Annotated in this window: 18 protein-coding genes and 1 riboswitch; of the genes, 7 read left to right on the top strand and 11 right to left on the bottom strand. The window is 59.6% G+C overall.

From position 1 onward, the window contains the following. Positions 1-6 precede the first annotated feature (6 nt). The 3 genes from AAAK34_RS02915 (at position 7) to ppc (ending at position 4,647) form a co-directional block, all read left to right on the top strand. Positions 7-876, top strand: coding sequence for an ABC transporter ATP-binding protein (locus tag AAAK34_RS02915; RefSeq protein WP_231698737.1), 870 nt, complete (start codon positions 7-9; stop codon positions 874-876). Further along, the gene (locus tag AAAK34_RS02910) at positions 873-1,649 is read left to right on the top strand and encodes an ABC transporter permease (protein ID WP_231698736.1); all 777 of its coding nucleotides are present in this window, start codon (positions 873-875) and stop codon (positions 1,647-1,649) included. The genes AAAK34_RS02915 and AAAK34_RS02910 overlap by 4 nt, the downstream gene beginning before the upstream one ends. Positions 1,650-1,719: 70 nt before the next feature. Continuing rightward, positions 1,720-4,647 (top strand): phosphoenolpyruvate carboxylase, encoded by a 2,928-nt coding sequence (ppc, locus tag AAAK34_RS02905; protein WP_231698735.1) that lies wholly within the window; start codon positions 1,720-1,722, stop codon positions 4,645-4,647. A 145-nt stretch (positions 4,648-4,792) separates the two neighbouring features. Here the strand turns inward: ppc and putA are convergent, their stop codons facing one another. Continuing rightward, on the bottom strand, positions 4,793-8,542 hold the full coding sequence (putA, locus tag AAAK34_RS02900; protein ID WP_231698740.1) for a trifunctional transcriptional regulator/proline dehydrogenase/L-glutamate gamma-semialdehyde dehydrogenase: 3,750 nt from the start codon (positions 8,540-8,542) through the stop codon (positions 4,793-4,795). Positions 8,543-8,630: 88 nt separating this feature from the next. Between putA and AAAK34_RS02895 the strand changes: the two genes are divergently transcribed. Beyond that, a complete protein-coding gene (locus AAAK34_RS02895; RefSeq protein WP_231698734.1) occupies positions 8,631-9,110 on the top strand; it encodes an Lrp/AsnC ligand binding domain-containing protein in 480 nt (159 codons plus the stop codon). A gap of 67 nt (positions 9,111-9,177) precedes the next feature. Here AAAK34_RS02895 and AAAK34_RS02890 read toward each other — a convergent pair whose 3' ends face one another. The 3 genes from AAAK34_RS02890 to AAAK34_RS02880 form a co-directional block, all read right to left on the bottom strand. Further along, complete coding sequence (locus tag AAAK34_RS02890; RefSeq protein WP_431777725.1) at positions 9,178-10,689, bottom strand: YihY/virulence factor BrkB family protein; 1,512 nt, start codon at positions 10,687-10,689, stop codon at positions 9,178-9,180. Positions 10,690-10,913: 224 nt separating this feature from the next. Then, positions 10,914-11,555, bottom strand: coding sequence for a 3-oxoacid CoA-transferase subunit B (locus AAAK34_RS02885; protein WP_231698733.1), 642 nt, complete (start codon positions 11,553-11,555; stop codon positions 10,914-10,916). Between the two features lie 11 nt (positions 11,556-11,566). Further along, positions 11,567-12,268, bottom strand: a complete 702-nt coding sequence (locus AAAK34_RS02880) for a 3-oxoacid CoA-transferase subunit A (protein ID WP_231698732.1) — start codon at positions 12,266-12,268, stop codon at positions 11,567-11,569. Positions 12,269-12,326: 58 nt separating this feature from the next. Between AAAK34_RS02880 and AAAK34_RS02875 the strand changes: the two genes are divergently transcribed. Then, positions 12,327-13,136 (top strand): IclR family transcriptional regulator domain-containing protein, encoded by an 810-nt coding sequence (locus tag AAAK34_RS02875; protein ID WP_231698731.1) that lies wholly within the window; start codon positions 12,327-12,329, stop codon positions 13,134-13,136. 58 nt (positions 13,137-13,194) lie between these two features. Here AAAK34_RS02875 and AAAK34_RS02870 read toward each other — a convergent pair whose 3' ends face one another. After that, positions 13,195-14,127 (bottom strand): GSU2403 family nucleotidyltransferase fold protein, encoded by a 933-nt coding sequence (locus AAAK34_RS02870; RefSeq protein ID WP_231698730.1) that lies wholly within the window; start codon positions 14,125-14,127, stop codon positions 13,195-13,197. An 840-nt stretch (positions 14,128-14,967) separates the two neighbouring features. On the opposite strand from AAAK34_RS02870, the gene AAAK34_RS02865 reads away from it, so the two are divergent. Then, a complete protein-coding gene (locus tag AAAK34_RS02865; protein WP_231698739.1) occupies positions 14,968-15,264 on the top strand; it encodes a nucleotidyltransferase domain-containing protein in 297 nt (98 codons plus the stop codon). Continuing rightward, complete coding sequence (locus tag AAAK34_RS02860; protein ID WP_231698729.1) at positions 15,261-15,521, top strand: HepT-like ribonuclease domain-containing protein; 261 nt, start codon at positions 15,261-15,263, stop codon at positions 15,519-15,521. Before AAAK34_RS02865 ends, AAAK34_RS02860 begins: the two co-directional genes overlap by 4 nt. 61 nt (positions 15,522-15,582) lie before the next feature. Here AAAK34_RS02860 and metH read toward each other — a convergent pair whose 3' ends face one another. The 6 genes from metH to ectA all read right to left on the bottom strand — a co-directional run bounded on the left by metH (position 15,583) and on the right by ectA (position 24,414). After that, positions 15,583-18,351, bottom strand: coding sequence for a methionine synthase (gene metH / locus AAAK34_RS02855; protein ID WP_431777724.1), 2,769 nt, complete (start codon positions 18,349-18,351; stop codon positions 15,583-15,585). A 20-nt stretch (positions 18,352-18,371) separates the two neighbouring features. Continuing rightward, positions 18,372-18,448, bottom strand: a riboswitch (S-adenosyl-L-homocysteine riboswitch). A gap of 1,459 nt (positions 18,449-19,907) precedes the next feature. Continuing rightward, complete coding sequence (locus AAAK34_RS02850) at positions 19,908-21,110, bottom strand: threonine ammonia-lyase (RefSeq protein WP_231696658.1); 1,203 nt, start codon at positions 21,108-21,110, stop codon at positions 19,908-19,910. A 58-nt stretch (positions 21,111-21,168) separates the two neighbouring features. Next, positions 21,169-22,101 (bottom strand): ectoine hydroxylase, encoded by a 933-nt coding sequence (thpD, locus tag AAAK34_RS02845; RefSeq protein WP_431777723.1) that lies wholly within the window; start codon positions 22,099-22,101, stop codon positions 21,169-21,171. A 21-nt stretch (positions 22,102-22,122) separates the two neighbouring features. Continuing rightward, complete coding sequence (locus tag AAAK34_RS02840; protein WP_231696656.1) at positions 22,123-22,512, bottom strand: ectoine synthase; 390 nt, start codon at positions 22,510-22,512, stop codon at positions 22,123-22,125. Positions 22,513-22,546: 34 nt separating this feature from the next. Then, entirely contained in the window at positions 22,547-23,812 is a 1,266-nt protein-coding gene (ectB, locus tag AAAK34_RS02835) for a diaminobutyrate--2-oxoglutarate transaminase (protein ID WP_231696655.1), read from the bottom strand. A gap of 86 nt (positions 23,813-23,898) precedes the next feature. Continuing rightward, a complete protein-coding gene (gene ectA / locus AAAK34_RS02830; RefSeq protein ID WP_231696654.1) occupies positions 23,899-24,414 on the bottom strand; it encodes a diaminobutyrate acetyltransferase in 516 nt (171 codons plus the stop codon). Between the last annotated feature and the right edge of the window lie 77 nt (positions 24,415-24,491).

Below are 24,491 nucleotides of genomic sequence, written 5' to 3'. Positions count from 1 at the left end.
GCCAGCATGCACGCGCCTCCGCCGCGTGGCCCCATTGGGGCCATTGACCCAGTGCTGCGCCCTGATCAGGCCTTCATCGACTTCCGCGATGTCTGGCTGGCCTACAACGACGAACTGCTTGCCAAACAGCAGTTCGCGGTAGAAGCCATCGACCTCAAGGTGACACAGGGCGAATTCATCGCCATCGTCGGTCCTTCGGGCTGCGGGAAATCAACCTTCATGAAGCTGGCCACGGGCTTGAAAGGCCCGTCGCGCGGCCAGATCATTATTGACGGCCGTGAGGTGGCGGGGCCGCTCAAGATCAGCGGCATGGCGTTCCAGGCGCCCTCGCTCCTGCCATGGCGCACCACGCTGGACAACGTACTGTTGCCGCTCGAGATCGTCGACCCTTATCGTTCGCAGTTCCGAGCCAGAAAGGCCGAGTACGTCGAGCGCGCCCGCGCACTGCTTCGTCAGGTGGGCCTGGCCGGTTATGAAGACAAGTTCCCGTGGCAGCTCTCCGGAGGCATGCAGCAACGCGCCAGCATTTGCCGCGCCTTGATTCATGAACCCAAGATGCTGCTGCTCGACGAGCCCTTTGGCGCGCTCGACGCCTTCACGCGGGAAGAGCTGTGGTGCACGCTGCGCGACCTGTGGCAAGCCCAGCGCTTCAACGTCATTTTGGTCACGCACGATCTGCGCGAAAGCGTGTTCCTGGCTGACACGGTGTATGTCATGAGCAAAAGTCCGGGCCGCTTCGTGGTGCAGCGCGAGATCGACCTTCCTCGCCCGCGTGACCTCGAGATCACCTACACCAAGACGTTCACCGACATCGTGCACGAGCTTCGCGGGCACATAGGGGCCATGCGCAAGCCCGATGCGGAGGCCGCAGCATGACCACGAACAACAGGAAAAGGCTGGAGCGCGCATCGCCCTTCATCCTGATGGTGCTGATCATCCTGCTGTGGGAAGTGATCTGTCGCGCCTTCAGCGTGTCAGAGTTCGTTTTTCCCGCTCCGACGGCCATATGGGCCAAAATGGTGGAGTTTCACTCCGAGATTGCCAGGCATGCCTGGCGCACCTTCTGGGTGACCATGGTGGGTTTCGGCATCGCCATTGTGGTCGGTGTGCTGCTGGGCTTCCTCATGGGAAGCTCGCGCCTGGCCTACACCGCAATTTACCCGCTGATGACGGCGTTCAACGCGCTGCCCAAAGCTGCCTTTATCCCCATTTTGGTGGTGTGGTTCGGTATCGGCGTGGGTCCCGCAGTGTTAACTGCGTTTCTCATCTCGTTCTTTCCCATCACGGTGAACATCGCCACCGGCTTGGCCACGCTTGAGCCCGAGCTGGAAGACGTGCTGCGTGTGCTGGGCGCCAAACGCTGGGATGTGCTGACCAAGGTCGGCCTGCCGCGCTCCATGCCCTACTTCTTTGGCTCGCTGAAAGTCGCGATCACGCTGGCCTTTGTCGGCACCACGGTCTCCGAAATGACGGCCTCGAACGAGGGCATAGGCTACCTGCTCATTTCGGCTGGTTCATCGATGCAGATGGGCCTGGCCTTTGCGGGCCTGCTGGTGGTCGGCGTGATGGCCATGGCGATGTACGAGTTGTTCTCATGGGTAGAAAAGCACACCACGGGCTGGGCACACCGAGGCTCACAAGCAGCGTGAGCTTATGAACGGCAGCGAGGCGCCGCAGCGATGCGCCTCCGTTGAGTCAGTATGATTTCCCCTCCGCTGGATGCATCTGCGACCGCCTATATTGAGCCGGTCGCATGATGTTTGTAGTAAGAGGAAAAAATTGACCACAGCAGCCAACGCGCCCAAGGAACACCAAAATCTCAAGAACGAACGCCCTCTTGTCGAGGACATTCGTTTGCTGGGCCGCATTCTGGGCGACGTGATCCGTGAGCAGGAAGGGGAGACCGCGTTTGAACTGGTCGAGCAGGTGCGAAAGCTTTCAGTGGCCTTCCGTCGCGATGCCGACCAGGAAGCCGATCGGGCCCTGAAGAAGCTGCTCAAGAGTCTGGCCAGCGAACAGACGGTGAGCGTGATTCGGGCCTTCACTTACTTCAGCCATCTGGCCAACCTGGCCGAGGACCGCCACCACCTTCGCCGCCGCATGATCCATGACCGCGCAGGCGATACTCAGGAAGGCAGTATTGAGGTCGCCTTGGCTCGCCTTCGCAGCGCGGGCATCACGCCCAAGACCGTGTCGCAGACGTTGGCGGCGTCTTATGTTTCACCGGTACTCACAGCCCACCCTACCGAAGTACAGCGCAAGAGCATTCTGGATGCCGAGCGCGACATCGCCACGCTGCTTGCCCAGCGCGACGACATTCGCGCACGTGCGCTACCTAAAGACGCACTGGCTCCGCGCGAACTGTCCACCAACGAAGCTCAGATACGTGCCCGCGTATTACAGCTTTGGCAAACGCGCTTGCTACGCTTTACCAAGCTGACCGTAGCCGACGAGGTCGAGAACGCGCTGAGCTATTACGAATCCACCTTCTTGCGCGAGATCCCGAAACTGTATGCAGACCTCGAACGCCAACTCGGCAGCCAACCCGTGGCCAGTTTCTTCCGCATGGGGCAGTGGATTGGCGGCGACCGCGACGGCAACCCGAATGTCACTGCACAAACGCTAGAGCATGCCCTGCGCCGCCAGTCTGATGTGGCGCTGCGCCACTATTTGACGGAGGTGCACCTGCTGGGCGGCGAGCTGTCTGTTTCCGCCATGCTGGTGGGTTGCACGCCCGCCATGCAGGAGTTGGCCGACCGCTCGCCCGACCTCAACGAACACCGTCAGGACGAACCTTACCGCCGTGCGCTGACCGGAATCTATGCCCGGTTGGCCGCCACGCTGAAACTGCTGAGTGGTGGGGAGGCCGCCCGCCACGCAGTGGCACCGCAAAACCCTTACCCGAATGCCGGAGCATTCCTGGCCGACTTGCGGATCATTCGCGACTCTCTGCGTGCCCACTACGCGAGCGCGCTCGTCGGCCAACGCCTGGAGCCTTTGATGCGAGCTGTGGAGGTGTTCGGCTTCCACCTGGCCACGGTAGACCTGCGTCAAAGTTCAGACAAGCACGAGGAGACCATCGCCGAGCTGCTAGCCAAAGCCCGTATTGAGCCCGATTACGCTGCGCTACCTGAAGAGCGCAAGCAAGCCGTGCTGCTGCAAATGCTGGCCGACGCCCGGCCGCTGCGCGTCATGGGTGCAGACTACAGCGAACAAACGCTTGGCGAGATCGCGATTTTCGAGAGCGCCAAGTGCATGCGGGAACGCTACGGTGCGCAGGCGATTCGCCACTACATCATCAGCCACACCGAAACCGTCAGCGACCTGCTGGAAGCATTGCTGCTGCAAAAAGAAGTGGGGCTCATGCGCGGGAGATTGATGGCCCCCACGCCTGCAGAAAAAGCGAAACCCCTCGCCGGGCAACCACGAGACACGTCTGATGAAGCCGTGAACGACCTGATCGTCGTGCCGCTGTTCGAAACCATAGACGACCTGCGAAACGCCGCGCCGATCATGCGTGCGTTCTACGCGTTGCCGGGCGTGGCGCAGATGGTGGTGCGCAGCGGTGCCGAGCAGGACATCATGCTTGGCTACAGCGACAGCAACAAGGATGGTGGCATTTTTACCAGCAACTGGGAGCTCTACCGTGCCGAGATTGCCCTGGCGGAACTGTTCGACGAATTGGCTGCCACCCACAAGATCAGCCTGCGCATGTTTCACGGACGCGGCGGCACAGTGGGCCGCGGTGGTGGCCCGAGCTATCAGGCCATTCTGGCGCAGCCACCCGGTACGGTGCGCGGTCAGATACGCTTGACCGAGCAAGGAGAGGTGATCGGCTCCAAGTATGCCAACCCCGAAATCGGGCGGCGCAATCTCGAAACGCTGGTCGCCGCCACGCTGGAGGCTACGCTGCTGCAACCCACCAAGCCCGCCACAGATGCCTTCCTGAAAGCGGCCGAGACTTTGTCTTCGAACAGCATGGCGGCTTACCGGGCGCTGGTCTATGAGACGCCGGGATTTACAGACTATTTTTTCAGCGCCACGCCTATCCGTGAAATTGCTGAGCTGAACATCGGTTCGCGTCCGGCCTCGCGCAAAGCTGCGCGAAGCCTGGAGGACCTGCGAGCCGTGCCATGGAGCTTCAGTTGGGGCCAGTGCCGGCTCACGATCAATGGCTGGTACGGCTTCGGAAGCGCGGTGCACCAATTCCTGAACGACACCCCGGGGCAGACACGCCGTGAAGGCCTTGCGCTGCTGCAGCGCATGTACAAAGAATGGCCGTTCTTCCGCGCCTTGCTGTCGAACATGGACATGGTGCTGGCCAAGAGCGATCTGGGGCTTGGTTCGCGTTATAGCGAGTTGGTGGCGAACGCTCGGCTGCGCAAGAAAGTGTTCACCGCCATCGAAAGCGAGTGGAAGCAGACCGTTGAAGCCCTGGTGCTCATCACTGGCGACAAGCAGCGCCTGGCAAACAACGCGCCGCTGTCACGCTCGATCCGCCATCGCTTTCCATATATTGACCCGTTGCACCATCTGCAGGTGGAATTGATGCGTCGCTACCGCGAAGGCAAATTCGATGAGCGCCTGCATCGCGGCATTCACATCTCGATCAACGGGATTGCGGCCGGGTTGCGCAATACGGGGTGAGGCGGAAAGCTGCCGCATGAATGAGAGCGGGTCATCAGGCTCCCCCTGGGACCGCTGAGCTCCAGCTCGGCATTCTTTGCCTCCGGACGCGCTGCCGTGCCGAGCTGGAGCTCGGCGGTCCCAGGAAAACCGCAGGGAACGGACCTCAACCAATGGTCATGAGCGAGGCGTTTCCGCCTGCGGCTGCAGTGTTGATGCTGAGCGCCCTTTCGACCACCAGGCGCTCCAGCGGGACGTTGGCATCACCGCTGTCCAGGCGCTCTACAGAAATCACAGGGCCTTCGCGTTCAACGAGTTTTCGTTGAACCTCTGCAAGTTCGTCGGTCGTGCCATGGAGCAGCACCGCGTCGAAATGCACACCCTCCGACAACGGTTCCGCAGCCACCGCCACAAGCGCCTGTACATCCGAAGGCAGTGAGCTCAAAAGAGGCTGTGCGCTCGCAGGCCAGATGGCCTGGCCTCCAACGGCGAGCACGGCCGCCAACTGAACCAACAGATCCTCGTTGCGCTCAGCCATGCAGACCACCCCCGTGCGACCATGGAGGGAATACACGTTGCGTTCCCCGGTCGGTCCAGGCAGCACGATTGTGTCCGCTTTGGGCCCCCTATGCTGAAAGCCCTGGACTGCACGAACCAGTTCGGAGTCCCCCCGCAAATTGGCCCAGTGCTGAAGGCTTCGAAGGGCACCAGGCGCACGATCATGGGTATTGGTATTGGCCTCCGTGAGGGTTGAATCTGTCACACGAGAAAGCACATCGCTGGGAGCCGCACCGAGCAATCGATACAGGTACAACGGCCCGCCAGCCTTGGGGCCTGTGCCCGAAAGCCCTTCGCCCCCAAACGGCTGCACCCCGACCACCGCTCCCACCATGTTGCGGTTCACGTACACATTGCCAGCCCGCGATGCGCCAACGACCTTGACAATGGTCTCGTCGATTCGCGTGTGCAGGCCCATGGTCAGACCGTAGCCTGTGGCGTTGATCTGCGCCAGCATGACATCGAGTTGATCGCGCTTGTAGCGAACAAAGTGAAGAACAGGCCCAAACACTTCGCGCTTGAGTTCAGCAATGCGGTCTATTTCAATCAGAGTGGGCAGCACGAACGTTCCTTCACTCAGGGCATGGCGGCTGCCGCCCTCCGTCCGGTGAACCCTATGCACCCTATGGCCCCTCGCTTGCATCGTCTCGATGTGATGCTCAATGCTCTGCTGTGCTTGAGCATCAATCACAGGGCCCACATCGGTCTGCAACTGTGCGGGGCTGCCCACGCGCAGCTCAGCCATTGCGCCCAGCAGCATGTCCAACACGCGGTCGGCTGCATCTTCCTGAACGCACAGCACGCGTAATGCGGAGCAACGCTGTCCGGCGCTATCAAATGCGGATACGAGAACATCGCCCACCACCTGTTCCGCCAGTGCCGACGAGTCCACGATCATGGCATTTTGGCCACCGGTCTCCGCAATGAGTGGAATGGCTCGTCCATGTACGTTGACTCGCGCGGCCAAAGTCATCTGGAGAATCCGTGCAACCTCCGTCGATCCGGTAAAGAGGACGCCCTGCACCCTTTCGTCAGCCACCAGCCGTGCGCCCACGGTGGGGCCGTCACCCGGCAGAAGTTGAACCGCGCTGCGCGGAACACCAGCCTCCCACATCGTTCGTACGGCCTCCGCTGCAACCAGTGGGGTCTGCTCAGCAGGCTTGGCCAGCACGACGTTGCCGGCCGCCAGCGCAGCCGCCACCTGCCCCACAAAAATCGCCAACGGAAAATTCCAGGGACTGATGCAAACCACCGGCCCGAGCGGTACGTGCGTCCGGTTGTCAAACCGTGATCTGACTTCCAGCGCGTAGAAGCGCAGAAAATCCACCGCCTCGCGCACCTCTGCAACGGCGTTGGCTGCCGACTTGCCCGCCTCCCGAATCAAAATGCTCATAAGGCGTGGAAGATTCGCCTCAAGGCCTTCAGCGGTCAACTCCAGAAGGCGGGCGCGCTCACCCGGCGCCACCTCGGCCCACGCGGCTGCGCCACCAGCGGCGGCCGAAATGGCACCATCGACCTCCTGCAACGTCGCAGCACGCACGCTCCCCACACGATCATGGTTCAGCGCCGGGTTACATACTGGTGTGGCCTCAGCTCCGTGCGTCTCGAAGGTGAGCATCGGCCAAGCCTCCCAGGCGTCCTGTCGCGAATCAAGTTCAGAGCTCAGCGAGAGAAGCTCGGACTCGCTGGCCAGGTCATAGCCCTTGGAGTTTCGACGCAACGGCCCGTAGAGATCATTGGGCAGCGAAATCGCTGGGTGCGGGGAGCCGACCTGGCCTTCCGAGGCCGCGGATTGCTCAATCGCTGCCACCGGGTCCTGGACCAATGTCTCGATCGCCATGTCAGGGTCGGCAATCTGATGCACGAACGACGTGTTGGCGCCGTTTTCCAGCAGACGCCGAACCAGGTAGGCCAGCAGAGTTTCATGCGTGCCAACCGGCGCGTAAATGCGGCACGGCCTGCCCAACCCGCGATGAGCTTCGTCGCCTACCACCTGCTCGTAAAGGGGCTCGCCCATGCCGTGCAAACACTGAAATTCGTACTGCAGTGGCGTGTACCGGGCGGGGTCAGCCAGCTCGTAAATGGTGGCCAGGGTTTGCGCGTTGTGCGTGGCGAACTGGGGGAAGACCTCATCGGGCGCAGCGAGAAGTTTCCGGGCGCACGCAATGTAGGCGGCGTCCGTGTGTGGCTTGCGCGTGTACACAGGGTAATCATTGAGACCGTCCACCTGTGCGCGCTTGATTTCAGAGTCCCAGTAGGCCCCTTTCACAAGCCTGACCATCAAGCGGCGTTGGCTGCGCCTTGCCAGATCTATCAAGTAATCGATGACGTATGGGCAGCGCTTCTGGTAGCCCTGAATGACGAAACCCAAACCGTTCCAGCCCTGCAACTGGGGCTCAAAGCAGAGCTTCTCCAGTAGATCAAGCGACAACTCGAGGCGATCAGCTTCTTCGGCATCAATGTTCAGACCGATGTCGTAGCGCTTGGCTGCGGCACATAACCGGACCAGTGCAGGATACAACTCCGACAGGACGCGGTCGTACTGAGCGCGGCTGTAGCGAGGGTGCAGGGCTGAGAGCTTGATGGAAATGCCCGGTCCTGCGTACACGCCCCGCCCTGCAGAGGCCATACCGATGGCCTTGATCGCGTTTTCATAGTCGCTCAGATACCGTTGCGCATCCCGCGCTGTGAGGGCGGCTTCGCCCAGCATGTCAAACGAGTACCGAAAGCCTTGCTGCTCCCGCACCGAACCATTCTTGAGCGCCTCATCGATGGTTTCGCCCGTCACGAACTGCTCGCCCATCATGCGCATGGCCATGTCCACGCCCTTGCGAATCAGCGGCTCGCCGCCCATGCCGACGAGTCGGCCCAGTGCGGAAGTGAGCTTGGACTCGCTGTGTGTGGAAACCAGCTTGCCGGTGATCAGCAGGCCCCATGTTGCCGCGTTGACGAACAGGGAAGAACTCTGCCCGAGGTGCGTACTCCACTGGCCTTGCGAGATCTTGTCCCGGATCAGGGCATCTCGTGTGGGCGTGTCCGGGATGCGCAAGAGGGCTTCTGCAAGACACATCAACGCCACACCCTCTTGAGAGGAAAGCGAATATTCCTGGAGGAGGCTCTGAACCAGGCTTGCGCGCGCGACACGCGCCTTTCTTTGCCTAAGCGTGCGCGCCACTCGCCCCGCCAACTGCTGAATCCTGTCCGCCTGATCCGGGCCGACACGCGCACCCGGCAAGACGCTCGACACTGCATCGGCTTCGCTGATCCGCCATGCTGCGGTGACGGCCCGCCGACGCGGCGAAGACGCCAAAGAGGAGGGCTGAAAGAAATCCTGGAAGATGTTCGCGCTGGACTGCATGGGAAAACTCACTTGTGATTTCCACAATCATCTCGATTCAGACTAGGATATTGTTTCGAATTTCTATAAGTTCACAAAATTTTTCACTATGGCCGAATCACCCGAGCTGGACCGAACCGATCGCCGCATCCTTCAGCACCTCCAGGAAGACGGACGCATATCCAACCTCAAGCTGGCGGAAGCCGTGTCTTTGTCTCCTACTGCGGTACTTGCACGGGTCCAGCGCCTGACGCGAGACGGATTCATTGAAGGCTATGAGGCGCGCCTTAATCCGAGGTTGCTCGGGATCAACATGCTGGTGTTCGTGGAGGTGCTGCTCCACCGCACCACGCCCAGCGTTTTCGAGGAATTCCGCGCGGCGGTGCAGGTGCATCCGCAGGTGCTCGAATGCCACCTCGTGGCAGGCGGCTTTGACTATCTTCTCAAAACCCGAGTCGCTGATATGGACGCCTACCGGCAGTTTGCCGGCAATGTCCTCTGGCAACTGCCTGGTGTGCGCGAAACCCGAACCTACGCGGTCATGGAAGAGGTAAAGAACTCGACTCGGCTTCCGATACCCGGAGTTTGAGAGGGGTCGACTAACGCTCCCACCAAATCTGAGAGTCAGCGCCCACTTAGCACGATGCGATCGGCATTCAACGCCTACGCTTTCTGCTCATGCGTCGCAATGCCCGCACGTCGGCCTCCACTGTCGCGAGTGCATCTGCCAAGCTCTGTTCGGCCTGCTTCTGCCGCCACTTCGATAGTATGCCGGCCGCTGCGACGCCCCAGGGCGCCCACTTGGCGGGAATATGCCGAGCGACTGATGCCGCCCCCATCAGCCCCGTACCCATGGCAGACATACCACGGCGAAAGCGCGACCTGGAGCCAGTGCGCGCGGCAGTCTTGTTCGGGTTGTCTTGCGCGACTGGTGGCAGATGCACGTCTGCCTTGTTATGCCTGATAGACAAACCCTTGTCAGCAGACTCGTTTCCAAGCCGCTTGGAAAGTGCATAGCCTGCCGCGGCCAAAGCCACCGCCAACACTCCCGTCAAAGGTGAGATACCTGCGCCAGCCGGTTCACTAGAGTCTGCACGCGCGGTTGAACGCTGTGTCTCAAGCTCCGCGTTCACCAAGGCTTCTTCCACCCTTTGCTCCGCCGTTTCCGCCACTAGCGCAGCAACATCAGGTTCGGCTTCGTGTGCCCCTGCCACGACGGCACCAATCGGTGAAACGGCCGATGCATTGAACTCCGCTTGCTGTTCTGCCAACACGCGCGCGCAACTCGCGGCGTACAGCAGCACAGCCGAAGCAAAATAGATCCACATGAGTAGTACGACCAGCGAGCCAGCAGCTCCGTAGGCCGACACCACTGCAGCTGTCGAGAGATACAACGCCAAGCCATACTTGCCCAGTCCGAACAACACCGCGCCTACCGCTGCTCCGAGCACCAGATGACGCATTCGTGGATGAGGGCCTGCGCTCATGCGCATCAGCGCGACAAACAAGCCCGTGATGATGATCAGCGAAACCGCCTGATTGATGACACCAAGCAAAGCTTGAAAGCCTATCCTTTGCCCGCCCCAGTGTTCGAGGATGCCAAGGAGACTTGAAATGACCAGCGACACCAGCATCAGGAAGCCAATCGCCAGCACGTAGGCCACTCCGCGTAAACGCAGTGTGGCGCTGTACCACCAAGCCCCTTTGGCGGTAACGCCTGTACCCTGGGTCCATAAGCGCTCGAACGCCGACTGCAGCTCAGCGAACACACCCGTGGCACCCATCAGCAGCAAACCAAAGGCCAGCACCGAGGCAACAATACCTTGCTCTGGTTGCCGCGCACTTTCCAGGGCTGCAGAGATCACCTCAGCACCTCGCGCGCCCACCAGGTCGCTGATCTGCTCGGTCAAGCTGCCCAACAGTGCATCACGATCCAGCCACCAGCCCAACACGGCCACGAGCAACACCAACAGCGGCGCCAAACTCAGGATGCCGTAAAACGACATGGCCGCGCTCATGCGCAGGCCATCTGCGTCAGACCAGAGTTCGAACGAACGGTAAAGGGGATACAGGCCTTTGAGCCTGCCACGGAATATGGCGGGAATGGCTGGTGCCACAGCGGGCACGAGCGTGGGGCCAGTCTTGGCAGGGGGCGCGGAAAGCATCATCCCGCCACTTTAGCGCGCTATGAAAGGGCCGACGACAGATAACTTCGCTATCGTGCGTCAGCAGTGTGGCATCAAGGGTGCAGGAAGAGCCGCTACCTTCTATCGGTCGTAGACGTCTGGCAAATATTTGCACGCACAGCCAACGCCAGGGGCGCTGATGCCGAACTGGAGCTCGGCGGTCCCAGAGTAATCCGAATCACCAGCGCTCGCAGGATTCACACCAGTCAGTTCTGCACAGACAGGCCTATCAGCTTCTCCAGCTCGGCCTTGCTTAACCCGTCGACCAGATCAATCACCCGCAAGCCATCAGGCGTGCATTCCAGCGTCGCCAGGTCAGAGTAAATGCGCTTCACGCAACCCAGTCCGGTGAGCGGGTAGCTGCATTGATCGACAACCTTGCTCTTTCCGTCCTTGGTGAGCAGATCCATCATGACCCAGGTCTGCTTGGCACCTACTGCCAGATCCATGGCGCCACCTACTGCGGGAATGGCATCTGGCTCGCCCGTGCTCCAGTTGGCGAGGTCTCCCGTGGCAGAAACCTGAAAGGCTCCCAGCACGCAAATATCGAGGTGGCCGCCACGCATCATGCCGAAGCTGTCTGCGTGGTGAAAATAGCAACCTCCGGCCAACAACGTAACGGGCTGCTTGCCCGCGTTGATGAGGTCGTAGTCCTCCAGGCCTGCTGCCGGCGCCGGGCCCATGCCCAGAATGCCGTTTTCGCTGTGAAGCACCACTTCGGTTCCTGGGGGCAGGTGGTTGGCCACCGTGGTCGGCATGCCGATGCCCAGGTTCACGTAGGCGCCCTCGTGGATGTCGCGTGCCACGCGCTGGGCCAATTCGTTCTTGCTGCGGCGGGTGTAGCTCATGGGTTTTCCTTTCATGCCGCAGCTTTGAAGCCGCCTGCCTGCGTCTCAGTGCGCTCAATGCGCACAATCTGGCTCACATAGATGCCCGGCGTGACGACCACCTCGGGGTCTAGCTCGCCAAGCTCAGCGATTTCATGCACCGTGGCCACCGTCTTGCGCGCGGCCATGGCCATGACGGGGCCGAAGTTTCGTGCTGCTTTGCGATAGACCAGGTTACCCCAGCGATCACCGCGCTCGGCCTTGATCAGTGCCACGTCTCCATGCAAAGGAGATTCCAGAACATAACCCTTGCCGTTGATGATGCGGGTTTCCTTGCCCTTGGCGAGTTCTGTGCCGTAGCCGGTCGCCGTGAAGAAGCCCCCAATGCCGGCGCCAGCAGCCCGCAAGCGTTCAGCCAAGTTGCCTTGAGGCACCAGTTCCAGCTCTATGCGGCCGCTGCGATACAACTCGTCAAAGACGTAGCTGTCAGTCTGCCGAGGAAAGCTGCAGATGATTTTTCTGACGCGACCAGTCTTGAGCAAGGCCGCCAAGCCCGTGTCGCCATTGCCGGCATTGTTATTGACCACCGTCAGATCGCGGGCTCCTTGTTCTATCAACCCATTGATGAGTTCACCAGGGATGCCGGAGGTGCCGAAGCCTCCTATTAGCACCGTGGCGCCATCGGACACATCTGCCAGGGCAGCGGCGATTGAATCGGCAATCTTATTGATCATGTGGCTCCTGATTTGTTCTCATTACGAACATTAGTTCATAATACGAATTATAAAGAACATGACGAATTCTGTGAAATCCTCCTCTGATGCCCCTTCGCCTCGGCCGGGCGACACCTATGTTCAATCGTTTGCGCGTGGGCTGCAGGTCATCCGCAGTTTCAGCGCGCAGGCCCCGCGGCAGACCTTGAGCGAGGTGGCTGAAAGAGCGAACCTCACACGTGCGGGGGCTCGCCGCATTCTGCTGACACTGCAACAACTGGGGTATGTGGAATCCGACGGCAAGCACTTCCGGCTCACACCACGCATGCTTGACTTGGGTTTTTCTTATCTTTCTTCCATGCCCATCTGGGACTTGGCAGAACCAGAGGTAGAGGCGCTGGTCAGCCGCGTGAAAGAGTCCAGCTCTATTGCCGTTCTGGATGGCACGGAGATCGTCTACGTCATGCGCGTTCCCACGCACAAGATCATGAAAATTTCCCTGGGCATTGGTTCGCGCTTGCCGGCCTACTGCACCTCGCTTGGGCGCGTGTTGCTGTCAGATCTTGAAGACGATGAGATCGTCACGCGCCTGGAAAGCGCTCCGCGTACAGCGCTCACGCGCCATACGACAACAGACACTCCCACGCTGCTCAAACGCATTCAGCAAGTACGCAAGCAGGGCTGGTGCCTTTCGAACCAGGAGCTGGAAGAGGGGTTGATCTCAGTAGCCGCGCCCTTGCGCGGAGCCAATGGCCGCGTCACGGCAGCGATCAATGTAAGCGGCCAGGCCAATCGAACTGATGCAAAAACCATGCAGGAGCAAATTTTGCCGGCGCTGCTGGAAACGGCTCAGACTGTCAGCCGTCTGCTGAGGCAGAAGGGTGGCTAGTTCACTTGGTCGTTGAAAAGGACTAAGTGACCAGGGGCTGTCACAACACACCATATCTTCAGAGATATCGATCAACCAACTGCTGCACTGCGTCGGCCTGTAGCGCATCGCGTCGCGACTTGAGCGGATCTCTGTCGGGATGGCTGGCCATCCATCGCTTGAAACGAATGAAGGCCTGAGGGTTAAGCGTATTCATTCGAGCCATGGTGCCATCGGTGGCAACAAGTACTTGCGAAAACCCTGCCGTATACAACAGCTTGTGTGCTTCCGGGGCTTGGACGACATAAAAGTCTTCCTCGGCTTTGCTGAGCTTAATGGGGTGATCGTCGCCCCCAACCTTCATGCGTCGAATGATGTCAACCTCAAAGCCATCTTGGTTGACCGCTGTGTAGAGCTGTGATTTTCGCAAGCGAAAGCTTGGGTCCACTTTCTTGAGAACGCCCAACATCGAACTGTCGACACGAGCGAGCCGCGTGGCAAATATGACGCGCTTTTGTGTGTCCCACAGGAGATCAATGTCGCGCGTGCTGAGCACGCCAGTGTCAAGGCGCACGCCGGCTGCGGTTTCGTAGGCATACAGCGCGTGCGTGCCTACGACACGAAAGTGATCCATCAGGCCGGTGGCCGCCAGCTTGCTCAGAAGTTTAACAACCAGTGGCTCGACACGACCTACGCGCAATGCTCGATTGAGGCGACGGTGCTGTTCGAGTTGTTGTGTCAAAGCCAAAACCCGCTCGCCGTTATCGCGCTTGCGTGCCATGAAGCGCTCATAAATCTGCTCGGTTTCTGGACTACGCGCACCGAGGCTCTTTTCCGCACCTGTGCGGCTGGTTCGCACCAAGTATGTTGCTGCTCGGTTGTGAGTTGGCCCTGCGTGCCAGTACATGCCACCTTGTGTGCTCCTGGCCTCACTGCGCGCCTCTTCCAGTGCCTCGAAAACGGCAACTGCGTCAATGTACTGGCGAGTTTGGTCGGGCTTTAGCTCAAGCATGCTTCGGTAAATTTATCATTTTTTTAATTTTATGCCGAATTTCTTTTAATATCAATAACTTAACTTTGATTATATGGGCGCTTTCTGCCCTGGATATGCGCTCTGTATTGAGTGCGCCAGCCTCTGCTGTATGGTCACACTACTGACAATTTTCAGCTTACCTGTGCAACAGCCACGTCTCAACCTATGAGCGCGTTTGCGAGCCAGGATAAAGGCTGGCTCCCGTCATCGGACGAATGCATCCGGGGTGTAGGAGCGGCTGAAGAGAATGTCGCAAAAGTCCTTCTCTGAACGATTCCCTGAAAGGCCCCTCCCCGCTGGGGGCGCCCGGCTGAGGGGAGGTTAGGGTGGGGGCTCTCGGAGCATTTCGTAGTCACTGCCTTGTTTTGGTGCCGTGCGTGCCCCCATCCCAACCTTCCCCTACGCCGGGCGCCCCCAGTGGGGGAAGGAGTAGTTTTGCGACACCCTCTGAAGCCGCTTCTACAAAGATAGCATCGGTCAGAAACGTTTTTTTCCTATCCGTGCAAACACCAAACTCGCAGGTTGGCGCTGAGCGCAGCGAAGCCCAACAGGCCGCGGGCACGGAAGAACGTGGGCTATCCAACCGATGGCAGCTCTGACTTCTTTCTGCACAAGTTTTCCTACCCCCGCCTTCTGCCGCCCGCAAGCTCACAACCCCAGAGTCGGTGCCAACGCCCGCTCCACTTCGCTCAGCTCCACACCGCGGACGTAGGCAGCATGACCAGCGTCTTGGTTGACACGTCAATTGGCTTAATACTTCTCAGAAATCAATCCAAAATTGATACCCCCGTCACGTGTAAATCTCGTATGCTGTCTGCCATGCCTCGCAACCCTGGTTCACTTCTGCCCACATATCGCACTGCGATCCGTGATGCCGTTTACCGGCACCACACAGCCAACCCCCGGGTCTTTGGTTCTGTTCTTGAAGGCCGAGACACCGAGACAAGCGATCTGGATCTCTTGGTCGACGCCCTTCCCGGGACCACTTTGTTCGACATCGGAGCCCTCAGATTCGAACTGGAGGAACTGTTGGAAGTGTCCGTGGACATACTGACGCCCCAAGACCTCTCTTCCGAGTTCCGATCAGAGGTTCTGGCGAAGGCTCGTCCGCTATGAGCGAGCCTGACGACCGACACATTGCGGTCTATCTTCGTCACATGCTGGAGGCTGCGCAGCAGGCCACCGGCTACGTTGCAGACATTACACTTGAGGCATTCAAAGCGGACAAGCGCACGCAGCAAGCCACCATATTCAACGTAATGGTTCTGGGAGAAGCGGCCACGAAGCTTTGCACCAAACACTCGGACATTCCAGTTAGATTTCCGGACATCGCTTGGAACGCCATGCGCGGGATGCGTAACCAGTTTAGCTAGATGCAAAAATGGAAAGCCGGGCATGCCCGGCTTTCACTTTCTACGAGTCACCCAGGCAAGCTCACAACCCCAGGTTCGGCGCCAGCGCCCGCTCCACTTCGCTCAGCTCCGCGCCGCTGCGCTCGGCCATGTCAATCGCCTGACCCTTGTCGATCTTGCCAACGCTGAAATATGTGCTTTCAGGGTGGCTGAAGTAAAAACCGCTGACGCTGGCGGCTGGCAGCATGGCCAGCGATTCCGTCACGCTCATGCCGATCTCATGCGCTTGCAGCAGATCAAAGAGCGGGCTCTTGACGCGGTGATCCGGGCAGGCCGGGTAACCCGGGGCCGGACGAATGCCGCGGTACTTCTCGGCGATGAGCTCGTCGTTGCTCAGGCCTTCGTCTGCCGCATAGCCCCACCAGTCGGTGCGCACACGGCGGTGGAGCCATTCAGCTCCTGCTTCAGCCAGACGATCAGCCAAGGCTTTCAACATGATGGCGCTGTAGTCGTCATGATGAGCCAGGAACTCCGCCTCTTTCACATCAACTCCCAAACCCGCCGTGACAGCAAACGCGCCAATGTAGTCTTTGAGCGGGGTTGATCCATCGGCTTCGCGCGGCGCAATGAAGTCTGCCAGGCAGCGGCTGGGGCGCATGCGGTCTTCGGCGTCTTCTTGCTTTTCGGTTTGCTGGCGTAAGCCGTACCAGGTCAGGGCGGCGGACTGACGTGATTCATCGGCATACAACTCAATATCGTCGTCGCGCACGGTGTTGGCCGGCCAGAAGCCCACCACGGCGTTGGCCGTGAGCCAGCGGCCTTCCACGATCTTCTTGAGCATGGCCTGCGCATCGGCATAAACGCGCGTGGCTTCTGCGCCAACCACTTCGTCTTTCAAGATGGCTGGGTACTTGCCGGCCAGATCCCAGGTCTGGAAAAAAGGCGTCCAGTCGATGAAAGGCACCAACTCATGCAGATCGATGTTCTTGATGGCGCGACGCCCCAAGAACTTAGGCTCAGGCGGCTGGTAACCTGACCATTCGATGCGGGTTTTGTTGGCGCGCGCCTTGCCAAGCGGCCACAAGGGCACCTGCTTCTTGTTGGCGTGCAACTGGCGCACTTTTTCGTAGTCTGCCCTTGTATCGGCAATGAACTGTTCAGCGTTGTCGCTAAGCAGCCCCTGTGCCGCGCCCACGCTGCGCGAAGCATCGGGCACATAAACCACCGGGCCTTCGTAGTGGGGCGCGATTTTGACCGCTGTGTGCACGCGACTGGTGGTGGCACCACCGATCATCAGTGGAATTTTTTTGCCACGGAAATGCTCATCTTTCTGCATTTCGCCAGCCACGTATTGCATTTCTTCCAGGCTGGGTGTGATGAGGCCTGACAAGCCCACAATGTCAGCGCCTTCTGCCTTGGCTTTGGCAAGGATTTCATGGCAAGGCACCATGACACCCATGTTCACCACTTCATAATTGTTGCATTGCAGGACCACGGTGACGATGTTCTTGCCAATGTCGTGCACGTCGCCCTTGACAGTGGCAATGACAATCTTGCCCTTGGTCTTGACGTCTCGGCCGGCCGCTTGGTCGCGCTTTTTTTCCTCCTCAATATAGGGAATGAGGTGCGCCACCGCCTGCTTCATGACACGGGCGGACTTGACCACCTGAGGCAGGAACATTTTGCCGGCACCGAACAGATCTCCGACCACGTTCATGCCGTCCATCAGCGGCCCTTCAATGACGTGCAGCGGACGGCCTCCCCCAGCGATGATGTTCTGGTAGGCCTCTTCAGTATCTTCAGTGATGAAATCAGTGATGCCGTGCACAAGCGCGTGGCTCAAACGCTGGTTGACGCCTGCATTGCGCCATTCGAGTTTCTTCGTATCGTCCTTGGCAGCACCCTTTGCGGATTCGGCAATTTCCAGGAGGCGCTCGGCGGCGTCAGGTCGGCGATCGAGCACCACGTCTTCCACCCGCTCGCGCAACTCGGGTTCCAGATCGTCATAGACACCAACCATGCCTGCATTGACGATGCCCATGTCCAACCCCGCTTGAATGGCATGGTAGAGGAACACCGTGTGAATGGCCTCGCGCACAGGGTCGTTACCGCGGAAGCTGAAGCTTACGTTGCTAACGCCACCGCTGACCTTGGCACCGGGCAGGTTCTGCTTGATCCAGCGCGTGGCTTCAATGAAGTCCACCGCGTAATGGTTGTGCTCTTCAATACCCGTGGCAATGGCGAAGATGTTCGGGTCGAAGATGATGTCTTCTGGCGGAAAGTCCACCTCATCCACCAGAATGCGATAGGCGCGTTCGCAAATTTCGATCTTGCGCTGGTAGGTGTCTGCCTGGCCTTTTTCGTCAAAAGCCATCACCACGGCAGCGGCGCCATAGCGCCTGATCAGGCGGGCCTGGCGCTTGAACTCGTCTACACCTTCTTTCATGCTGATGGAGTTGACGATGCCTTTGCCTTGCAGGCAGCGCAAGCCGGCTTCAATCACGCTCCATTTGCTGGAATCGACCATGACTGGCACTTTGGCGATGTCGGGCTCGCCAGCCATGAGGTTCAGGAATTTCACCATGGCGGCCTGGCTGTCTAGCATGGCTTCGTCCATGTTGACGTCGATCACCTGCGCGCCGTTTTCTACCTGCTGGCGAGCGACAGCCAACGCTTCCTCGAACTGGCCGTTCAGGATCATGCGTGCGAAAGCCTTGGATCCCGTGACGTTGGTCCGCTCGCCGATGTTGACGAAAAGGGTGTCGGCGCCAATGCTCACCGGCTCCAGGCCGGAAAGCCTCATGGGAGGCGGAGAAACGGTTTCGCGGGAGGCGTGGATATCGGTTGTCATAGGCTCACCTGGGCATGGCAATCAGGTGAGCGTCGTTGCCGTGCAAAAAAACCACCAAGCCTGACGGCCATCAGCCGCTGCAACGCTCCTTGGGGATAAGGGGATTTTAAGGCAAGGCTCAATCCCCTACGGCGGTTCCCTGATCTGCTCAATAACCGAGGCCGGGATTGGCGTCCGGCTCCGGGAGGGTGAGTTGTGCTGTGCTCTCAGGGCATCCAGTGCGTGTGGTGAGACCACCCCGTCAGGCTTTGCCTGCCACCCCTCCGACGGAGGGGAATTTTTTGACGCGTCTCCCCCATCCCAACCTTTTCTTCCTGGATGCTTATCCGCACTTCCGATCGAGGGGAATCTCTTATTCTGTCGCCGGTCGCCCATCCACCAGCGGTGAATTTCCCGATGACCGTTGGACGTGCCCCGACGCCAATTCCCCTCTGTGGAGGGGTGCCCGAAGGGCGGGGTGGTTTCCCCCGTTTCAGCAACGGCGAGCGAATGACAACAGTGGGGCAAGTTGCACCGTGTTCTCACGGCATCAGGTGCGTGTGGTGAGACCACCCCGTCAGGCTTCGCCTGCCACCCCTCCGACGGAGGGGAATGCCCTGACGAGTCGCCGGTCGCCCATCCACCAGCGGTGAATTTCCCGATGACCATTGAACGTGCCCAGACGCCAATTCCCCTCTATGGAGGGGTGCCCGAAGGGCGGGGTGGTTTCCCCCGTTTCAGCAACGGCGAGCGAATGACAACAGTGGGGCAAGTTGCACCGTGCTCTCACGGCATCAGGTGCGTGTGGTGAGACCACCCCGTCAGGCTTCGCCTGCCACCCCTCCGACGGAGGGGAATGCCCTGACGAGTCGCCGGTCGCCCATCCACCAGCGATGAATTTCCCGATGACCATTGAACGTGCCCAGACGCCAATTCCCCTCTATGGAGGGGTGCCCGAAGGGCGGGGTGGTTTCCCCGTTTCAGCAACGGCGAGCGAATGACAACAGTGGGGCAAGTTGCACCGTGCTCTCACGGCATCAGGTGCGTGTGGTGAGACCACCCCGTCAGGCTTCGCCTGCCACCCCTCCACCGGAGGGGAATGTCCTGACGAGTTGCCAGCCACCCATCCACCAGCGGTGAATTTCCCGATGACCATTGAACGTGCCCAGACGCCAATTCCCCTCTATGGAGGGGTGCCCGAAGGGCGGGGTGGTTTCCCCAGTTTTAGCAACGGCGAGCGAATGACAACAGTGGGGCAAGTTGCACCGTGTTCTCGCGGAATCCGGTGCGTGTGGTGAGACCACCCCGTCAGGCTTTGCCTGCCACCCCTCCAACGGAGGGGAATTTTTTGACGCGTCTCCCTATCCCAACCTATTCTTCCTGGATGCTTATCCGCACTTCCGATCGAAGGGAATTTCTTATTCTGTCGCCGGTCGCCCATCCACCAGCGGTCAATTTCCCGATGACCATTGAACGTGCCCCGACGCCAATTCCCCTCTATGGAGGGGTGCCCGAAGGGCGGGGTGGTTTCCCCCGTTTCAGCAACAGCTGGCGAATGAGAGCAGATCGCAAAAAAATCAGTGAACCAGCCGCACATCCAAGTCTTGCGCCCGCAACTTCGAGACAATTTCATCCACGTGCTCGTGCCCACGGGTCTGCAGCACCATCTCGATTTCCACGCTCTGCGCGGAAAGCACAGTGAAGGCGCGCTGATGATGGACTTCATCAATGTTGGCACCAGCGTCGGCCACCAGGGTGGTAATACGCGCCAGTGTGCCCGGCACGTCGCGTGCACTCACGACAATGCGGGCCAAGCGACCTGAGCGGACCATGCCGCGGCCAATGATGGAGGCCAGAAGCATGGGATCGATGTTGCCGCCCGAGAGCACCATGCCAACGCGTTTTCCCGCAAACCGGCTCCGGTGCTTGAGCACGGCTGCCAGTGCAGCCGCCCCCGCCCCTTCAACCAAGGTCTTCTCGATTTCCAGCAGCATGACAATAGCTTGCTCAATATCGCCTTCGTCGACCAGCAACAATTCATCCACGCGCTGGCGGATCACTTCCGCGCACAACTCCCCTGGCGCGCCTACTGCAATACCGTCAGCAATAGTGCTGGCGCCTTGCGCGTAGTGCGCGTGCTTAATAAGGTTGACCATGGCCGGAAACCGCTGCACCTGCACACCAACCACCTCAATGCCGGGTTTAATGGTCTTGGCGGCAGTAGCAATGCCCGCGATGAGCCCGCCGCCACCTATGGGCACAACCAGCACATCGAGATCTGGCTGGGTGCGCAGCATTTCAATGCCGATAGTGCCCTGGCCCGCCATGATGGCAAGGTCGTCATAGGGGTGAACGAATGTCAGGCCCTGATTTTTTGCGAGTTCCAGCGCATGGGCGCGCGCAGCCTCCAGAGTGTCTCCGATCAACACAATCTCGGCGCCGAAACCTCGAGTGCGTGCCACTTTGACGCCAGGAGTGAAAGTAGGCATGACGATCACCGCGCGCAGCCCCAGCCGCTGGGCATGGTAGGCCACCCCCTGCGCATGATTGCCGGCGCTCATGGCAATCACCCCTGGGCGTTCACCACCGGACGTGAGCTCGCTCAGTTTGTTGCAGGCTCCACGCTCCTTGAATGAAGCGGTGAACTGCAGGTTCTCGAACTTCAAAAAAACGTCGGCGCCGGTGATTTGCGAAAGGGTACGCGATTCGACGCACGGTGTGTCAAGCACCTGGCCCTGCAAACGGACGGCTGCCTGCTGAATGTCTTTAAGCGAAAGCATTGACGTATTGTGAAGGACTCCGAGAACAATGCTTTCGCCCGTACTCAGGAAGGCACCATCAATTCGATGCCGGGTAGGGCAAGGGCGTGAAGTCCTCGCGCTCAGCAATGTAGTTGGGGCGTGGCGCCAGGCCGCAGAATGGCTCCACCGGTTTGTTCTCCACGCTGTTGTAAACCACGAAAAGGTTGCTGCGAGGCAGTGGCGTGATGTTGGAGCTCGAACCATGCATGATGTTGCACTCGAAGAACGTGACGGCACCAGCCAAGCCCGTGGGGGCCGCTATGCCTAAATCCTCAACCAGGCGCGCCAGGCTTTCGTCGTCCGGCACACCCACTTCCTGGCGGCGCAGCGATTCCTTGTAATGATTGTCGGGCGTTTCACCCACGCAAGACAAGTAACGCTTATGTGAACCAGGAATGACCATTAATGGTCCGTTGTACGGCGTATTGGCCGTGAGACTGATCGAGCAGCTGAGCATGCGCATGGCAGGAATGCCGTCTTCCACGTGCCACGTTTCAAAATCGGAGTGCCAATAGAACTCCTTACCCCTGAAACCGCCCTTGTAGTTGATGCGCGACTGATGAATGTAGACATCTCCGCCAAGCAATTGCCGAGCAATACCTACCAGCTTCGGATGCTCACATAGCGTGCGAAGAGCCTCGCTCGAACGATGCACCGCGAAAATCGACCGCAGTTCCCCACTATCAGGTTCGAGGATCGCTTCATCGGCGCGTTTGATGCTTTCACTCAAGCGCAGCCGCTGCAACTCTTGCAGGCAAGTGGCAACGTCGGCCTCATCCAGCAGCTGGTCAAAATGGAGATAACCATTGTCCTGGTAGAACAGCAACTCGCGCTGCGTCAGTGGACCGCTGCCCGCGTTGCCATGAACCACGGCGTCATGGCGTGGGCTGATCTGTGCAACCGGCGCATGGCGCGAGGGGTAACGGTCATCCGCGCGAACGCGGCTCGTGTGAACAGCACTTTGCATCATGAACAACCTCCCTCGCTCGCTTCACTCAGACAGTGCGTAGGCACCGGTTTCGTCGTGCACTTCGCGGCCAGTCAAAGGCGGATTGAACACGCAGACCATGCGCATGTGCGTGCCCTTGTTGGCGCGCAGAATGTGACGGTCGTGATTATTGAGTGCATACAGAGTGCCCACGCGAATCGGGTGTGTCACGCCGGTGGCAAGGTCGGTGATTTCGCCGGAGCCTTCGATGCAATACACCGTCTCCAGGTGATTGCGGTAGTGCATCTCCAGCTCTGCGCCCTGCTTGATGATGGTGTCATTGACAGAGTAGCCCATGCCCGCGTCTTTGTAGATAAGCCGGCGGCTGGTCCAACCCTCCGCGTCCACGTCGGCTGCGGTTCCCAGAATGTCATCGAGGTGTTTGACGATCATGCGAGTCTTCCTTTCAGTTTCTTTGAACGATGGATCAGGCGGCTTCGAGCACGCACTGTTTGACGCAGGCCTGCAGGCTCTGGTCAATGATGTCGAGGCCATGCGCGAGCTCGTCTTCCTTGATGGTCAGACTGGGCAATAGCTTCAGAACCTGGTCGTCAATGCCTGCCGTTTCCACGATCAGGCCTCGCTCGAAACATGCTTGGGACACTCGGCCGGCCAACTCGGTATCGGCGAATTCCACGCCGTAGATCAAGCCCAGGCCGCGCACGTTGCCCTTCACCTCGTGCTTGCGCAGCATGCGCTCAAGCTTTTCCTGCACCTGCTCGCCTTTGCGCTTGACCGATTGCTGCAGACGGTCGTCGCGCCAGAAGCTCAGTGCTGCGGTAGCCGTGACGAACGCAGGGCAGTGGCCGCGAAAGGTTCCGTTGTGCTCGCCTGGGGCCCACTGGTCCAGCTCAGGCTTGATAAGCACGAGCGCCATGGGCAGGCCGTAGCCCGAGAGAGACTTCGACAACGTGACGATGTCTGGCGCAATGCCGGCTTCTTCAAAGCTGAAGAAATGACCCGTGCGACCGCAGCCGACCTGAATGTCGTCGACGATCAGCACGATGCCATGGCGCTGAGTCATCTCGCGCAGGCGCTGCAACCAAGTGTGGCTGGCAACATTCACCCCGCCCTCAGCCTGCACGGTCTCGATAATCACAGCCGCCGGCAGCTCCATGCCGCTGCCGTTGTCCAGCAGCATGGCTTCAAAATAGTCCAGCGTGTCGGTGTCAGCACCCAGGTAGCCATCGAACGGCATCGACGCGGCGTTGGTCAGCGGCACGCCTGCACCAGCTCGTTTGAAGCCGTTTCCAGTGACCGATAGAGAGCCCAGCGTCATGCCGTGGAACGCATTGGTAAAGCCGACCACTTGCTCGCGCCCCGTTACCTTGCGAGCAAGTTTCAGTGCCGCTTCGACCGCATTGGTGCCCGTGGGGCCAGGGAACTGCAGTTTGTATTCCAGCCCGCGGGGCTCCAGAATGACTTGCTGAAACTGCTCAATAAAGGTGGCCTTCGCCTCGCTGTACATGTCCAGCGTGTGGGTGATGCCGTCGCGCATCAGGTAACCTAGCAAGGCCTGCTTCAGCCGGTCGGGGTTGTGGCCGTAGTTCAGCACTCCGGCACCGCTGAAAAAATCCAGGTAACGACGGCCGGTGGTGTCGGTCATCCACGCGCCCTTGGCGGTTGAGAACACCGCCGGAAAGCTGCGGCAGTAGCCACGCACCTCGGACTCATGCTGTTCGAAAATGTTCATGGTTTTCTCCTCAGTTGTTACAAATACGGAAGTACGGACGAACGAAAGCCGCAGCGGGCAGGCCGATGCGGCGTTGAAAGTTCGTCTCAGGGCATCGGCCCGATCCGAAGCAGTGGTTCGGCCGGGTGATCAACAGGAAACTGTTCTGGTGTGAAATGCGGCTGAACGGCCAGCGGCACATTCAACTGTTTGGCCAGCGCGCCGAACAAAGCGCGAGAGGACTGGTTCACCTCATCCACTGTGGCCGTGATCCAGCGGGCGTTGCGATTGGCAGGCAACTGCCGCCAGGCAGACAGCATGCGCAAGCCAAGGCCCTGACCCCGGTACTCAGGCAACACCCCCACCTGCCACACGAATGCGGCCTCGGGCTCACGTGGCGGGCGGTAGCCAATAACCAACCCGGCTGGTCGGCCATTGTGCAGGGCCAGCAAGCAGGTCTCGCCAAAATCGGCGGCCATCAGGAGATAGAGGTACGCGGAATTGAGCTCCAGCGTACCAATGGCCTTTACCAAGCGCCACAGCGTGGCTCCATCAGTCTGCTGAACTGACCGAAAATCGAAAGAAAGGGAATGCGGTGCTGTACCTGTACCAGTAGGGGTCATGCGGTTGGTTGTTTGTCGGGAAGCCTGGCTTCACGCTGAATGCGCGAAACTGCTTCTGGCGAACGGTCATTAGCGCC

Source organism: Ottowia caeni, from assembly GCF_050821495.1.
Lineage (GTDB): Bacteria > Pseudomonadota > Gammaproteobacteria > Burkholderiales > Burkholderiaceae_C > Ottowia > Ottowia caeni.
The sequence above is the reverse complement of the archived record's forward strand: the minus strand, read 5'-3'. Positions and strand labels throughout refer to the sequence as shown.